The organism is Sphingobium estronivorans, from assembly GCF_008692605.1.
Lineage (GTDB): Bacteria > Pseudomonadota > Alphaproteobacteria > Sphingomonadales > Sphingomonadaceae > Sphingobium > Sphingobium estronivorans.
On record NZ_LFCT01000021.1, the window covers coordinates 42,533 to 58,146 of the forward strand.

General features: G+C 63.7%; 12 protein-coding genes. 6 read left to right on the plus strand and 6 right to left on the minus strand.

What is annotated here, in order from left to right:
* Positions 1 to 37: 37 nt before the first annotated feature.
* The 5 genes from F7P65_RS15140 to F7P65_RS15160 all read right to left on the minus strand — a co-directional run bounded on the left by F7P65_RS15140 (position 38) and on the right by F7P65_RS15160 (position 6,445).
* On the minus strand, positions 38 to 466 hold the full coding sequence (locus F7P65_RS15140; protein ID WP_150293167.1) for a DUF3237 domain-containing protein: 429 nt from the start codon (positions 464 to 466) through the stop codon (positions 38 to 40).
* An 18-nt stretch (positions 467 to 484) separates the two neighbouring features.
* The gene (locus F7P65_RS15145; protein WP_150293169.1) at positions 485 to 1,945 is read right to left on the minus strand and encodes an FAD-dependent oxidoreductase; all 1,461 of its coding nucleotides are present in this window, start codon (positions 1,943 to 1,945) and stop codon (positions 485 to 487) included.
* Between the two features lie 405 nt (positions 1,946 to 2,350).
* Positions 2,351 to 4,549: a choline BCCT transporter BetT gene (gene betT, locus F7P65_RS15150; protein WP_150293171.1), complete on the minus strand. Its 2,199-nt coding sequence runs from the start codon at positions 4,547 to 4,549 to the stop codon at positions 2,351 to 2,353.
* 135 nt (positions 4,550 to 4,684) lie between these two features.
* Positions 4,685 to 5,332 (minus strand): maleylacetoacetate isomerase, encoded by a 648-nt coding sequence (maiA, locus tag F7P65_RS15155; protein ID WP_240334319.1) that lies wholly within the window; start codon positions 5,330 to 5,332, stop codon positions 4,685 to 4,687.
* A 228-nt stretch (positions 5,333 to 5,560) separates the two neighbouring features.
* Positions 5,561 to 6,445: a VOC family protein gene (locus F7P65_RS15160; protein ID WP_162854639.1), complete on the minus strand. Its 885-nt coding sequence runs from the start codon at positions 6,443 to 6,445 to the stop codon at positions 5,561 to 5,563.
* Between the two features lie 668 nt (positions 6,446 to 7,113).
* Between F7P65_RS15160 and F7P65_RS15165 the strand changes: the two genes are divergently transcribed.
* The 6 genes from F7P65_RS15165 to F7P65_RS15190 all read left to right on the plus strand — a co-directional run bounded on the left by F7P65_RS15165 (position 7,114) and on the right by F7P65_RS15190 (position 13,906).
* Entirely contained in the window at positions 7,114 to 9,456 is a 2,343-nt protein-coding gene (locus tag F7P65_RS15165; protein WP_150293174.1) for a membrane-bound PQQ-dependent dehydrogenase, glucose/quinate/shikimate family, read from the plus strand.
* A gap of 97 nt (positions 9,457 to 9,553) precedes the next feature.
* Positions 9,554 to 10,234: a TetR/AcrR family transcriptional regulator gene (locus tag F7P65_RS15170; RefSeq protein ID WP_240334322.1), complete on the plus strand. Its 681-nt coding sequence runs from the start codon at positions 9,554 to 9,556 to the stop codon at positions 10,232 to 10,234.
* Between the two features lie 79 nt (positions 10,235 to 10,313).
* Positions 10,314 to 11,780, plus strand: coding sequence for an FAD-binding protein (locus F7P65_RS15175; RefSeq protein ID WP_150293178.1), 1,467 nt, complete (start codon positions 10,314 to 10,316; stop codon positions 11,778 to 11,780).
* A 2-nt stretch (positions 11,781 to 11,782) separates the two neighbouring features.
* Positions 11,783 to 12,313, plus strand: coding sequence for a VOC family protein (locus F7P65_RS15180; protein ID WP_150293180.1), 531 nt, complete (start codon positions 11,783 to 11,785; stop codon positions 12,311 to 12,313).
* 10 nt (positions 12,314 to 12,323) lie between these two features.
* The gene (locus F7P65_RS15185) at positions 12,324 to 13,112 is read left to right on the plus strand and encodes an SDR family oxidoreductase (RefSeq protein WP_150293182.1); all 789 of its coding nucleotides are present in this window, start codon (positions 12,324 to 12,326) and stop codon (positions 13,110 to 13,112) included.
* Positions 13,109 to 13,906 carry a sugar phosphate isomerase/epimerase family protein gene (locus tag F7P65_RS15190; RefSeq protein WP_150293185.1) on the plus strand — a complete coding sequence of 266 codons (798 nt, stop codon included), beginning with the start codon at positions 13,109 to 13,111 and terminating at the stop codon, positions 13,904 to 13,906. Before F7P65_RS15185 ends, F7P65_RS15190 begins: the two co-directional genes overlap by 4 nt.
* 196 nt (positions 13,907 to 14,102) lie before the next feature.
* Here the strand turns inward: F7P65_RS15190 and chrA are convergent, their stop codons facing one another.
* Entirely contained in the window at positions 14,103 to 15,503 is a 1,401-nt protein-coding gene (gene chrA, locus F7P65_RS15195) for a chromate efflux transporter (RefSeq protein ID WP_150293187.1), read from the minus strand.
* Positions 15,504 to 15,614 lie beyond the last annotated feature (111 nt).

Sequence of the window (15,614 nt, forward strand, 5' to 3'; positions counted from 1 at the left end):
TGCTGTTGACGCATCAGACCGATCCGACGATCTGCCATCAGCGCAGGACATACATTTCGTAAGTCTGGATAACCGGATTGAGGGTCAGCATCCCTCGCCCCGCGACTTGCGTGTGATTGAGCCAGGCATATTTTTCATGGGCCGGATCGATGTCGATCTGGCCGGTCAGGATGACGGGCGTTTGGCCCGCGGCGTGACTCTTCATTTCCCCGCGCGAAATATATTCGATGAAGAAGCGCGTGCCGTCCTCAATCTCGAAGGCGGCGCGGATCTGGATGTGCGCGCCATGGTCGCCTTGCAGATATCCGCCCATGCCGAACAGCAGGGTCGCGGTGCCGAACAGATCGTTGGTCCAGTTGCCGTCATGCAGCCGACTGGCCGACCGGAAGGCCACCGGCCCCGGATTTTGCGACGACAGATCGGAACTGACCCTATATGTGCCGAACGGCTGCAATGCCAATGCCATGAACAATCCTTTCTGTAATCAGGCCGCTTCCGACTTGAGCGCGGCAGCGATCGCGCGGCCCGCCAGCCGTCCGAAATAGGTGCCTTCGGCCAGTTGCAGGCCGCTCGAGCCGCCCGACTGGGCACTGAGACCCGTGGCGGCGCGGCCGACCGCATAAAGGCCGGGAATGGCCCGGCCCTCCGCGTTCAGCACTTCGCCGGTGGGAGCGGTGCAAAGACCGCCCAGGGTGAAGGAATAATAGACGCCGGTCGCCTCTATGCCGCAGTCGAACACGGCATAGGGCGGCGCGGTCAGCGGTTTGACGAATTTCGCCTTTTTCCCGAAGAGAGGGTCATGGCCTTCGTCCGCATGGCGGTTATACACTGCCAGCGTCGCGCCGATCGACCCGCGGGGCCAGCCCAGTTCATCTTCCAGTTCCTCGGGCGTGTCGCCGGTGGCGACAATCGGCCGCACCCCGGCGGGCTGTTCGAATATCTCGCTGTCGACCAGCAGGAAGATCCGGCCGTCCTGACGCAGCACGGCATGCTCGCCGATGCGTTTGTGATTGACATCCTCGGGGACGAACCGCTGCCCCCGTTCATTGAGCAGAATGCCCCGGATCAGGCCCGGCGGGTTCAGCACCGGGCAGCTGTAGATCGCGGCGTGCATGTTGGCGGTGGCGCCCCCCGCCGCCTCGCCCAACACAATGCCCGAGCCGTTGTCGAACGGATTGCCGAGCGGCGCGGTGCGCGAGGCGGCGGGCGCGAGCCGCGCCACCATCTCGCGGTTCATGACGAAACCGCCGGTGGCGATCACGACGCCGCCACGCGCGCGGATATACCGCGTTTCGCCGTCGTGGCGCACGGCCGCGCCGACAATCGCTCCGTCCCGGCCAGCCACCAGCGCGATGCAGTTCGCGTCGGTCATCACCTCGACGCCCTCGCGCAGCGCGACGTCGACGAGCGTTTCCATGAGCAGCCGGCCGCCCATGCACGACCCCTCGGCCTGGACGGTGTGGCCGCGCGGCGCCGGTTTCGCCAGACGGTTGAACGGGGCGCATTCCTCACTGCCCGAATAATAGAGACAGTCGTCCGTCGTGGGTTCGTAATTGTGGGGCCAGTAACTGGCCTTGAACGGGATGCCGAGCGAGACCAGCCAGTCGAAATGCGCCACGCTGTCGCGGCAATACAGGTCGATCTTTTCCGCATTGGGGCAATCGCCGGTCGACGCCATGAGATAGGCCCGCATGGCTTCGACGCTATCGTCGAAACCGCAGGCCCGCTGGATCGCCGTACCGCCGCCGCAATAGATGACGCCGCCCGACAGGGCGGAACTCCCGCCCGGCGCGCTCGACCGCTCGACCACCAATACACGCGCGCCGCCGCGCGCCGCCTCTATCGCGGCGCAGCCTCCCGCGCAGCCGAAGCCCAGCACGAGCGTGTCGACGTCATCGTCCCAACGGGAAACGCTGCTGTCCTGAACCAGGCGGGAAAGGTTCATCGCGTCCCTTTTCGATTTACCGGCCATGCCCTCGCGTCCTCCCGCGCAGCAACTCGCTCATTTTCCGACTTGCTGCTCGCGAGGATGCAATCCCGGATGAACAGCAAGGGCGAAGGACGTGCACCGAATTCGCCGGTGCGCGAAACGATTGACCTCATCCTTAGCCTCCACTCCTTTCCCGGTCTTTATTCTGTCCGATGCTTGCATCGCCTGCGTCTTATCTAACCGGCAGGGATTTAATGTAACGATGGTACCTTTAAAGTCAATGACGGACTGGCAGCGTCGACGCGCTACGCGCGGTGACCGCCTCTATGTTCGACGTCAACCATCGCGAGAGCATCCGTTGTTTTCGACCAGCGGCTGAAAAGGCGGTTTCCCGTGCCTGTAGCCACGCGACAGCGTCGATCAGGAGTTCCTGATTTCCGCAGCGGAGGTGAGCGACGTGAGGTGCGCCTCATATCGCTCCAGCACATCGTCGATCACCTGTTGCCTGGTGAGGCCCATCAGGTCATAGCCGCCCGAGCCGCTCGGCGTGAACACCTCCAGCCGGTAATAGACGTCGGTCTCCCGCGACATGCGGCCACTGAACATAGGCACCGGCGCCGCGACGATCGCGACCTGATAATGGAAGGCGGGGAATATATCCATCGACACCCGCAGCAATGGTTCCTCGATCCCGCTCGCGTTGGTCACGGCGCTCCGTTCGACCTCATAGCCCTGGTTGCGGAATTCAGCGGCGACATCGTCCAGCGCCGGCCGCACCGTGCGGTCGAGGAACTGGGCCGCCTGCCGCCGGGTCGGGAAAGCGAGCAGCCGTTCGAGCCGCTGCTTCCACGACCGTTCCGGCACATGGCCGCCGATCGGGGCCATGGACCGCCTGCGCAGCACCTGCCCCTCGCGCTCGGCCCGCTCCATCCGCAGCGCCTTGTAGAAGGACGCCATCACCAGATAGGCGATGATCGTGACCGGCAGGGCGAAGATCAGCGTGGCATATTCCATCGCCGTCACGCCGCCCGCCAACAGCATCGCCACGGTCAGCACGGCGGTCAGCACGGCCCAGAAGATTCTCAGCCATTTTGGCCCGTCCTGCGACGGGTCCGGGATGGAGGCAGAGAAATTCGACGTCACCATCGCGCCTGAATTCGCGCTCGTCAGGTAAAACAGCAAGCCCGAGAGCGTCGCCAGACCCACCAGGAACATGGGTGCTGGAAACATCTCCAGCAGGGCGTACCAGCCGCGTTCCGGGCTCTGCACCGCCAGTTCGGCGAAGGCCCTGTCGCCCTGTAGCACATGGTACAGGGCCGAATTGCCGAACAGCGAAACGATAATGAAGTCGCACAGCACGGGCGCGGTGATCGCCGCGATCACGAATTCGCGGAGCGTGCGTCCGCGCGAGATGCGGGCCAGGAACACGCCGACAAAAGGCCCCCATGCGAGCCAGAACGCCCAGAAGAACAACGTCCATCCGCCCATCCATTCCGCGCCGCCCGGCTCATAGGCGAAGGTTTGCAGCGTCCGCACGGGAAGGGTAACGAAAAACTGGCCGATATTCTCGACCAGGGCATTCAGCAGGAACGCCGTCTGTCCGGTGACGAGGATGTAGACCATCATCACCGCCGCGCTCCAGAGGTTCAGCTCGGAAATCCAGCGAATGCCGCGATCGACGCCGGAGGTCGTGGCGGCGATGGTCAGGATCACGGCACCCACGACCAGCGCGATCTGGAGCGTAAGGCCCGGCTCCAGTCCGAACATCACCGCGAAGCCGACGCTCAGCAGAACGACGCCGATACCCATTGAGGTAGCGACGCCGAACACCGTGCCGACCAGCGCGATAATGCTGATGCCGTCGCCCAGGGAGCCGCGTACGCGCTTGCCGAACAGCGGATAAAGGGCCGCGCGGATCGACAGTGGCATCCCCCACCGATAGGCGAAATAGCCCATCGCCATGCCGAGCAGCGCATAGATCGACCAGCCCGCGATGCCATAATGGAACATTGTCCAGACGACGGCATCCTGCGTCGCCGCGGGCGTGCCGCCTTCGCCGGAGGGGGGATGCAGATATTGCGCCACCGGGCCGGTGACGGAATAGAACAGCATATCGATCCCGACGCCGGCGGCAAACAGCATCGCGACCCAGGTCACGAGCTTGTACTGCGGCCGCGAGTCATCCGGCCCGAGCCGCACATCGCCCTCTTTGGAAAAAGCGACGAAGAGCACGAAGCCGATGACCAGGGTGATGGTGAGCACATAATACCAGCCGAGGTTCGTCGCGATCCATTCGACGGCAGTCTTCATCGTCGCCCGGGCCTCGTCGGGCATCAGGATGGCCCAAACCGAGAAGGTCAGGATCACCGCAGACGAGATCAGCAGCACCCCCCAATTGACAAGCACCTTGTTCTGCTCGAGCAATTCCTCCGGGCCCTTGCGGAGGTCGCTGCGGGACACCGGCGCATCACCATCGACGGGACCGTCATGCCTGCGTTCCGCGCGGCCGAAACGGTCGCGCTCCAGCGGCGGATGCGCCCTCGCCGCCTGCGCGTGCGATGCTGACATGCCGGCCCGATCGGCTTGGGCGCGCTCGTCGTCGAATGGCTCGACCGGCATGGGGCTGACTCCTTATTCGGGGTGAACCCCTCTTAGGATGCTGATAACGCTCGATCCCCGACTCGACAAGGCGCTCCGCGATTGGATGACATGCCGGCCGCCGCGGTCAGCCCGGAAGCACGGCAGCCCGGCCTCCTACCCCGCCCCTGCCTGCCGGTCGGGATGGGCCGCCATAACGGCGGGCTGTTCGCGGACACGCATCACGGTTTCGACAAGATACGGAAAGGCATCGAGCGCGACGCCAAAGCGCTCCGCGGAATAGACCTGCGGCACGATATGGCAGTCCGCCATGGTCAGCCCGTCACCAAAGCAAAATGCCCCGCCATGGCGCGCGATCAACGGCTCTAGCGCCTCAAAGCCCGCAACGATCCAGTGCGCGATCCACGCCTTCACCGCATCGGCGCCCGCATCCATTCCATCGCGAAGCCGGTTCAACACCCGCACATTGTTGAGCGGGTGAATATCGCAGGCCACGATCAACGACATGGCGCGAACGACGACCCGGTCCTCCGCATTGCCGGGAAGCAGGGGCGGGTCGGGATAGCGTTCCTCGAGCCACTCGATAATCGCCGTGGACTGCGTCATGACCCGGCCGTCCACCTCCAATGCGGGGACCAGCCCCTGGGGATTGAGCGCCAGATAGTCCATGGCGCGCTGCTCCCCAATGCGCAGGTCATGGCTCACCTGCTCATAGGCAAGACCCTTCGCATTCAGCGCGATCCGCGTCCGGTAGCTGGTGCCCGAACGCCAATAGCCGTGCAAAATCATGGGCGCGTCGCGCATCGGCAAAATCCTCGCATCGCACAAAAGGTCAATCGCCTTTCCATAGGCCAGCGACCTGCTCCGGTCACGCCTCGTGCGACCGGAGCGGATCGCTTTCGCCTAATTCCAGTCGCGATCGACTTCCGCAACACGCGCCCGATTGCCACTTTTCCGCACGATGCTCTAATATCAAGGCGCTACGATGCTGACGCATCACGCCTTGGACATGCTCCAGCGCCGCGCGATACTCTAACCGGCAGAGGCAACCGGCCGCATCAATTCAATACGGACGCCATTCGGGTCGGCACCGTGCAGCAGTTCGATGACAGGGGTCTTCACATGGGCCTGTTCGACGAAATAGCCGCCCCGATCGGTGAGCCTTGCCGCCGTGGCTTCGGGATCGTCATCCCAGAAGGCCAGATGCGTGAGGCCGAACCGGTTGAGCGGCTGGCGTTCGCGCGACCCGAAGCAGGCCGGCTCGAACACCTTCAACAGCTCGATTGTGTTGCCCGCGGGGTCCCGCATCATCTGCGCGCGCAATTTGATCCCCGGCACTTCGTTGATGACGCCCAGCCAGTCATAGCCCTCATCGAGGACATAGTTTTCCGCGGGCGCGAACCCCAGCGCGTCATAATAAGAGAGGGCAATGTCAATATCATCCACGCAAATGCCGCTGTGGGAAAAACGCTCTGCTTCGCCCGACGCCTTCATCAGTTCAACCCGCACGCCGTCCGGATCCGTGCAATAAAGCATCGTGGTGGTGTTACCGGCGAAATAGGCCCGGGTCTCTTCATGGACCGTGCCGCCCGCGCCCGCGATACGCGCCGCCCAGCTGTCGATATCGTCGACATAAAAGGAAATGTGCACCAGGCCATATTGCAGGGTTGACCGCTTTTCGCGGGGGCCGGTGGCTGGCGGATTCAGAAACTGCAGCAGTTCGATGACCGGTCCATCCGGGCGCTTGAGCATCACCGCCCGCAACCGGACGTCCGGGATCTCCATCGTCTGGGACATGTCGGGACCTTCGATGAGCCCGTGGTCCTGATAAGGCTCGAAGCCCAGCGCTTCGCGATAGAAGCGTTCCGATGCCGCGATATCGCTCACGCAAATCCCGCGATGTGACAGACTGACCATGATCCTCGCTCCTTGATTGTGGAACGCTATCCGCCGTCGGCTGGATGCGTCCTTTGAACCCTCTATATTTGTTGTCCCGGCATTCGATACTGCCGCGTCCCACCCGATGCCGGATGCCGCGCCGGTAATGATCCCGACCTTGCCTTCGAGTGCCCCCTCATCCGCTGCTGGGGACCCGTCCGACCCCGTGCATCTCTTGGCGTGGTCTGGCGATCTTGCACGTCCGCCGATGCCTGACCTCGTCAAAATGGAGTAGACGCGCATCGGACCTTGGAAACCGCTGCAGGTCAGCGCTGGGGTGTGACCCCGTTGCGGCGCCCGCGTCGGCGCGCCCGCGCCCATGCCGCCATAGCTGCCAAGCCCGGGACGCTCGGGCCTCTATCGGGCATTTCGCGGATATTGTGAAAATAGCCTCAATGATGCGAACGGCTTTTCCCGGCTCGCGCAGACGAGACAATTCCCATATTATGCGGATGCGTAGAAATTTTGCCGTATAGCATGATATTCTATAGGCAATGACCGCATATTCATGAATATATCCGCAGTTTGATCGAATCACGAATGCGGAACCCCTGTCGCAGAATTCGGCCGTGACGCCGGGGCGGAACGGGGCAGATGAAAGCGGTACGGACAGGATTCAGCCGCCGAATCTTTGGGAGAAGGATAGGATGGCTGGACGGATAGGTCTGTGGGCGCTTGGCGGATTTCTGCTGCTTGTCGGGCTGGCGCTCGCGATCGGCGGCGGCTGGCTGGCCGGACTGGGCGGATCACCCTATTATGTTCTGGCGGGCATTGGCTGCATCGTCGCAGGCATTCTCATCTGTCGCGGACGCCGTCTTGGGGCGCAAATCTATCTGTGCGTCTTCCTGGCGACCCTGCTGTGGGCAGTGTGGGAGGTAGGGACCGATTTCTGGCAGCTGCTGCCGCGTGTCGGCGGCCCGCTGGCCGTGGCGCTCTATGTGGTGATGCCGTGGGTGCAGGGAGCGTTCCGCGATGCGCCCGCGCGCAAATCAGCCGCGCGGCTGGGCGAAGGAACGGTAGCCGTCGCCGGCATCGCCGTCCTGATCGGCGCGGCCCTGTTCCCGCTGAACGGGGGGGCCGGCGAACATAAGCAGGCAGCCGGGCTGGTCTCGCCCGATGAAGCGACGGCACCCAATGATTGGGAGCAGTTCGGGCGCACCCAGTCAGGCACCCGTTATTCGCCCGCCAGCGCGATCACGCCGCAGAATGTCGGCAAGCTGCAAGTCGCCTGGACCTATCGCACCGGCGACATCCAGGCCAACTACCCCAACACCAAATCGGCTTTCATGTTCGAGGCGACGCCGATCAAGGTGGACGACACGCTCTATTTCTGCACGCCGCACGATGTCGTGGTCGCGCTGGATGCCGATACGGGCAAGGAACGGTGGCGTTACGACCCCAAAACCAACGACCAGGGCGTGGCCATGCTCGTGTGCCGCGGCGTATCCTATTTCAAGGCGCAGGAAGCCGTCGCCGACTGTCCGACCCGCGTGCTGGTGGACACGATCGACGGGCGCATGATCGCGCTCGACGCGAAAACCGGCAAGCCTTGCCGCAGCTTTGGCACCAACGGCCAGATTTCGCTGCTGGAGGGGCTTGGGCCGACCAAGCCGGGGTTCCAATATTCGACCTCCCCGGCGACGATCATTGGCAATGCCGCCGTGGTGGGCGGCTTCGTGCTGGACGGCGTGGCGACCAACCTGCCGTCTGGCGTGGTGCGCGCGTTCGACGCCCGCAACGGCAAGCTGCTCTGGGCGTGGGACCTGGGCCGGCCGGAAGACGCCGCGGCGGCGAAGCCGGGCGCGATCTACACCCCCGGCACGCCCAATGCATGGACGCTGTTCAGCGCCGATCCGAAACTGGGTCTGGTCTATGTGCCGACCGGCAACAGCACGCCGGATTTCTTCGGCGGCACCCGGACGGCGCTGGCCGACCGCTATTCCAGTTCGGTCGTCGCGCTGGATGCGGTGACGGGCAAGGCGCGCTGGTCCTTCCAGACTGTGCATCATGATCTGTGGGATTATGATGTCGGATCGCAGCCGGTGTTGATCGACATGCCGACGCCCAAGGGCACGGTCCCGGCACTGATCCAGCCGACCAAGCATGGCGACATCTACCTGCTCGACCGGCGCGACGGCAAACCGCTGGCGCAGGTGGAAGAACGGCCGGTTCCCAAGGGCGACGTGCCCGGGGAACGCTATGCGCCGACCCAGCCCTGGTCGACGGGCATGCCCAGCTTCACGCCGCCGCCGCTGACCGAAGCGGACATGTGGGGCGCGACCCCGCTGGACCAGCTATGGTGCCGCATCCAGTACAAGCAGATGCGCTATCAGGGCAAGTTCACCCCGCCCTCAACCCACCGCACACTCCAGTTCCCTGGCAATTTCGGGGTGATCGACTGGGGCAGCGTGGCGGTGGACGAAGCGCGGGGGATCATGATCGTCAACAGCTCGGCAATGCCGCTGACGGTCCGGCTGGTGCCGCGCAAGGAAGCCGACAAGCAGATCATCGCGAGCGCCGGCAATGGCCACGCAGGCCTGTCGCCGCAATATGGCACGCCCTATGCCGTCGACTTCGCGCCCTTCATGTCGCCCCTGGGCCTGCCGTGCAACGCGCCGCCATGGGGCAAGCTGTCGGCGGTCGACCTGAAGACGCGCCAGATCGTCTGGCAAACGAAGCTGGGCACGACCCGCGACCACGCCCCCCTTGGCATCGCGGTGCCGGGCGTGTTCAACCTTGGCGGCGCGGTGGTGACGAAGGGCGGCGTGACCTTCATCGCGGCGACGATCGACCATTATCTGCGCGCCTTCGACACCCAAAGCGGAAAACTGCTCTGGGAAGGGCGGCTTCCCGCAGGCGGACAGGCCAGCCCGATGAGTTACACGTCTAGCCGCACCGGTAAACAATATGTCGTGATCGCGGCGGGTGGGCATCAATTCATGGGGACGAAGCTCGGCGATCAGGTCGTCGCCTATGCCCTGCCCGATTGAGGGCTGCGGGTTGTGAGACTATAGGAAGCCGCGGTCGGCGCACGGCGATCTTTTGGAGGTGCTGCTGGGGTTGCCGCTCGCGTAAGAGAATTTGACTGTGCCGATTTTCATCCGCACATCAGGCACCATGGATGAGATTGTTGCGAAGCCGCGTCGCGGCAGGCCGCCCGGACGCAGCCCCTATCAGGAAGAACGGCGCAGGCAGACCCGTGCGGCCATATTGGACGCTGCTGCCAATATCTTCGCGGCCACGCCCTATGTCTATGCGACGATCGACGACATCATCCACGCGGCGAAAATCAGCCGGGCGACCTTCTACGATCATTTCGAATCCAAATTCACCCTCGCCCTCGCCATTTATGACGGCATCGCGGCCGACTGGATTGGCCATTTCGACCGGCTGGCCGAACTGGACCCCGCGAGAAACAGGGATCTTCGCGAGTGGATCGCCGAGCTGGCCCAGCTGTATGTAGCCCATGGCTATGTGACGCCACTGGTCGAGCAACTGGCGATTTTCGAGCAGAATTTCCGGATGCGCCTGGATCATGACCGCGACGCGCTGATCGACCGGTTGGCGACGGCGGGGCTGCGCGGCTTTGCGGCCGCGATGGGCACGGATCATGCGGCCCGGTTCCAGCGGGCGCGGCTGCATCTTCTGCTGAATCGGCTCGATCAGCTATGTGGAATGCTGACGCGACCGGGCAGCATCCCGTCCGATGATGCCAACGCCTATATTTCCATTCTTGCCGAAGAACTGGGCCAGCGTCTGATCGACTGATCCCGCGCAGTCCGCGATGTCCTAATTGACCAGACTCATAGTTCGGTATAAATCCCTTTCCCTAAGGAGAGGGTTCAGCATGGATAATGCCGACGAGCAGTTAATCATTGACGTATCGAGCGTCGGCCAATGGACGCAAAGCGCCGATGTCGTGATCGTCGGCTTCGGCATGGCGGGCGCCTGTGCCGCGATTGAAGCGGCCGAATCGGGCGCCTCCGTCATCGTCATCGAACGGAGCAGCGGCGGGTCGGGCAGCACGTCCGCAGCAGCGGGGCATTTCTATCTGGGCGGCGGAACCCCGGTGCAGCAGGCCTGCGGTTTCGACGACAGCGCCGATGCCATGGCGCGCTATCTGGAGGCGGCTTCGCTGGAACCGCACCATGAAAAAATCCACCTTTACGCCAACGGGAGCGTCGCGCATTTCAACTGGCTGGAGGCGCAGGGCATTCCTTTCGACCGCAGCTATTATCCGGAGAAGAATGTCGTCCAGCCGGGCCGTGAATGCCTGATCTGGACTGGTAACGAGCAGGTCTGGCCCTATCGCGACAAGGCCGAGCCAGCACCGCGGGGGCACAAGGTCGCTTTCGACGGGGAAGAAGGCGGCGGCGCGCTGGCGCTGCGCATCCTGTCGGAACGCGCGGCGGCGCTGGGCGCGACGGCGATGGTCGACAGCAAGGTCGAGGCGCTGGTGCGCGAGCGCGACCGGATCGTCGGCGTGCGCATCCGCAGTTTCGGCGAGACGCGCTTCGTGCAGGCGACCAAGGCGGTGATCCTGGCCGCCGGCGGCTTCGGCCAGAATGCCGAAATGGTCGCGCGCCATGCGCCGATCCTGCAATCCGCCTTCGTCCAGGGCAGCCCCCATGACGACGGACTTGCAATCCGGCTGGGCATGGCGGCGGGCGGCGCGACCGAACATATGGAGGAGGCGTTTCTCACCTCCCCCTTCTATCCGCCGCAGGATTTGCTCAAGGGCATTCTCGTCAATCGCGAGGGCAAGCGCTTCGTCGCGGAGGACAGCTATCACAGCCGGTCGAGCATGGCCTGCGCGCGTCAGCCGGCGGGAACCGTCTATCTGGTCGTGGACGCGGACATCTTCGCCTATCCACGCTTTGCATCGCTGACCAACCAGAGCCTTGTCGACGGGTTCGAGACCATCGCCGAGATGGAGGCGGGGCTGGCCCTGCCGGAAGGCAGCTTGCAGGCGACCATGGCCACTTACAACGACCATGCCGCCAACGGCGAAGACCCGGAATTCCACAAATATCCCAAATGGATCAAGCCATTGGACAAGGGCCCCTATGCGGCCTTCGACCTGTCTTTCGGCAAGGCGGTCTATACCGGCTTCACGCTGGGCGGGCTCAAAGTGTCCGTCGATGGTGCGGTATTGGGCGCGGATGGCGCGGTTATACCCGGCCTCTATGCGGCGGGGGCCTGCGCCTCCAACATTGCGCAGGACAGCACGGGCTATGCGTCGGGCACCTGCCTTGGCGAAGCCTCCTTCTTCGGGCGCCGCGCCGGGCGTCATGCAGCCACGATAAGGGAATGACCATGAGCCGACAGAAATATGGCCCGATCGATCAGATCGGCTTCGTCGTAGAAAATCTCGACGCCAGCGTCCGCCACTGGAGCGAGACCATGGGTCTTGGCCCCTGGATCGTGTTCCGCAATGTCAGTATGGAAAGCCAATGCTATGGCCGGACCGGCACCGTCATGATCGATGTCGCCATGGCATGGCAGGACGATACCCAGATCGAGTTTATCGAACTGAAGAATGACGGCCCCTGCCCCTATCGCGACGAAGCGGGCAAGCTGCTCGTCGGCATGCATCATATCGCCTGGCTGACCGGCAATCTGGATACGACGGTGGAGGACGCGCTCAAGGACGGGATGAAGGTCGTGTTCCGCGCCGAAAACGCCGCCACGAAGGTCGCCTATCTGGAGGCGCCCGGCGAAAAGGGCGTGTTGTTCGAATTTATCGAGGGCGAAGGGACGCGCCAGCTTTTCATCGAGGGCCGCGCCGCCGCCAAGACATGGGACGGCAGCAATCCCATTCGCGAGATCGACTTCGCCGCTCTGTAGGAGAGACTGTATGGACAAGAGACTCGGCGGCAAAAAGGCGCTGATCCTGGGGGTCGCGCCCCAAAATGTCGGCACCGCCATCGCGCGCACCTACAGGGATCATGGCGCGCAGGTGGTGATCGCCGGGCGCCGGGTCGACCCCCTGAAACAGATCGCAGACGAGATTGGCGCGGACTGGGTCGCCTGCGACATCACCGACGAGGGCAGCATCAACAAGGCGGTGGAGGATGCCGCCGCGAAGATGAACGGGCTGGATATCGGGGTCAACAGCACGGGTTGGGGCCTGCTCAACCCGTTCCTCGAAACCAGCAAGCAAGAACTGGAACAGATGGCTGCGGTGCAGTTCACCGGGCCCTTCCAGTTCTTCCAGGCGCTGGTGCGCAACATGAAGGATGGCGGATCGATCATCCAGATCTCCTCGGTTACCGCGACGATCATGTTCGAGGACCATGCCGCCTATATGGGCACCAAGGCGGGGATCGATCATGTCATCCGCACCATCGCAAACGAGTTTGGCGGCAAGGGCATTCGCGCCAACAGCATCGCGGCGGGCGGCGTGGCGGACGCGCCGATGTCGGGCGGGGGCATGGCCATCCCGGCGATGCGGGCGCTCTACATGCGCGAAATTCCGTTGCAGCGGCCCGGCGTCGCAGCCGACATCGCCAACGCCGCGCTATGGCTGGCAAGCGAAGAATCCAGCTTCGTCACCGGGCAGGTCCTCCATGTCAGCGGCGGCCAGACTCTGCGGCGCAATCCCTCCATCGCCGAAGTTTATGCCGTTTTCGAAGCTCAGGGATGAACGACCTCAGCCTCGATTGTTTGACCTTGCCCGATATTGGGTCCGCTGACCTGTTCCGCATCGCTGCGGAGGCCGGATACCACTCTGCCAGCCTGTGGGTGCAGGAACCCGCGCTCTATCCTGTGATGCTGGCGACGCCGGCAATGCACGGAGAGATCGCGCGCGCCATGGCTGATTGCGGGGTTTCGCTCGGCAATCTGGAAGTGTTCAACCTGAACATCGACGGCCCAATAGCGGACTATGAGCCGGCGCTGACCTTTGGCGCGAGCCTGGGCGCGCGGACGGCAACGGCAATCAATTTCGGCGTGCCTCGTCCCGACATTGTCGAACGGCTGGCGGCTTTTCATGCCCTGTGCGCGAAACATGGGCTGGAAACCCTTGTCGAACCGATTTCGATGGGCGTGACGCGGACCTTGCAGGACGGTGTCGACCTGATCGAGGCGGCTGGGGTCAACGCCCAACTGGTTGTCGATTGCCTTCACCTGATCCGTACCGGGGGATCGCCACAGACGCTCGCCGCGATTGCACCGCACCATGTCGGTTATGTGCAGATCTGCGACGGTCCGCTTGTCATTGCGCCGGACGAGATCGGACCGGAATCGGTCGCGAACCGGCTCTATCCCGGCGAAGGCGAATTTCCGCTGACCGGAATTTTGGGCGTCCTTCCGCCCCATGTTCGACTGGGTGTTGAAACGCCCAATCAGGCGCGGTTGCAGCGCAAGCTCAGCCCGCTGGAACGCGCACGCGAAGCCTTTTCAGCGACGCTGGCACTGCTTGGGGAGAAAGCGCAGTAAAGGACCGGCAAGGTCGGCGTCGTCATCGGCGGTTGCGGCGGCAGCGGCCGGGCGATCGTCGAAACACGTGTCGCAATGGCCCTGCCTCCAGACCGATCCGCTCCACCACCAGTCAGAGTGCCGAACCCCGCAATGAGCGCGCTCGGCTCGCTCAGGAGCTTGGCCTCCGCAGGGGATCGGTCATTCCAGCCTCTCGTCAGACAAGGAGGACATAGCCCGCCCCGATTGCTGCGCACGCGCCCAGAATGGGCAGGACGTCCAGCTTGAAGCGGAAGACCGCGATCATGGCCCCGATCGCCAGCAATGCCGCCGGGATGTCGATCGACGCCAACACCGGCACGTCAAGCGATCCGGCCGGTGTCGTGACCGGCCTGACCTGCCGGAACAATGTGTGGATGGCGAACCAGATCGCAAGATTCAGGATCACGCCCACCACGGCGGCTGTGATGGCGGTCAGCGCCGAGGACAGCGCCTTGTTGCCGCGCAGCCGCTCGATGAAGGGGGCGCCCGCGAAAATCCACAGGAAGCAGGGCACGAACGTCACCCACGTCGTCAGGATCGCACCCAACGTCGCCGCCAGCAACGGGGCGAGCGGCGCGGCGTCGCGGAAGGCGGCAAGAAAGCCCACGAACTGCGTCACCATGATGAGCGGTCCAGGCGTGGTTTCCGCCATGCCGAGGCCGTCGAGCATTTCACCGGGGCGTAGCCATCCGAAGGTGCCCACCGCCTCCTGCGCGACATAGGCCAGAACCGCATAGGCGCCACCGAAGGTCACAACCGCCATCTGACTGAAGAAGCTGGCGATTTGCGAGAACACGTCATCCGGCCCCAGCGTCAGGAATAATGCCAGAACCGGTCCGAGCCAGAGCAGCAGCAGCACCGAGCATATCCGCAGCGACCAACCGAGATTGGGCCTGACATGTTCGGGCAACGCTTCGCCAAGGGCGGTATCGCGGTCATGAATGACCTCCCCGCTGGCCGCCCCATGGCTGCCGCCGCCTTTGAACTGGGCGACGCCGATGCGCTCACCGAGATAACCGATAAACCCAGCCGACAGCACGATCAGTGGGAAGGGCGCGCCGAGAAAGAAGATCGCGACGAAAGCCGCGAGCGCAAGGCCGCGCATGGCATTGTTCTTCAGCGCGCGCGAGCCCACGCGCGCCACCGCCTGCGCCACAATCGCCAGAACGGCTGCCTTGAGCCCGAAGAACAGCCCTTCGATCAGCAACACATGACCGAACAGCACATAAATATAGCTGAGGCCCAATATGGCGAGGAAACCCGGCAGCACGAACAGAACGCCGGCAATCAACCCGCCCTTTGTCTTGTGGAGCAGCCAACCGATATAGATGGCGAGCTGTTGTGCTTCCGGCCCGGGTAACAGCATGCAATAGTTGAGGGCATGGAGGAAGCGTTCCTCCCCGATCCACCTTTTCTCTTCGACCAGGATGCGGTGCATCATCGCTATCTGCCCCGCCGGACCGCCAAAGCTGAGCGCGGCAATACGCGCCCAGACGCGGGTCGCTTCACTCAGGGCAATGCCGTGGTGACCGCCGGAAGTTTCATCCGGGGCGGTGGAAGAGGCACCGGCCATCATCGATCTGATTTCCGACAGCTGAAATAGGCATGAAACGGGTTGAGCGCATCGCTCGCCACGGCGATGCGCTGGAGATCGTCGTGCATGGGCGCGCAAACGCCCTCCTCGCGA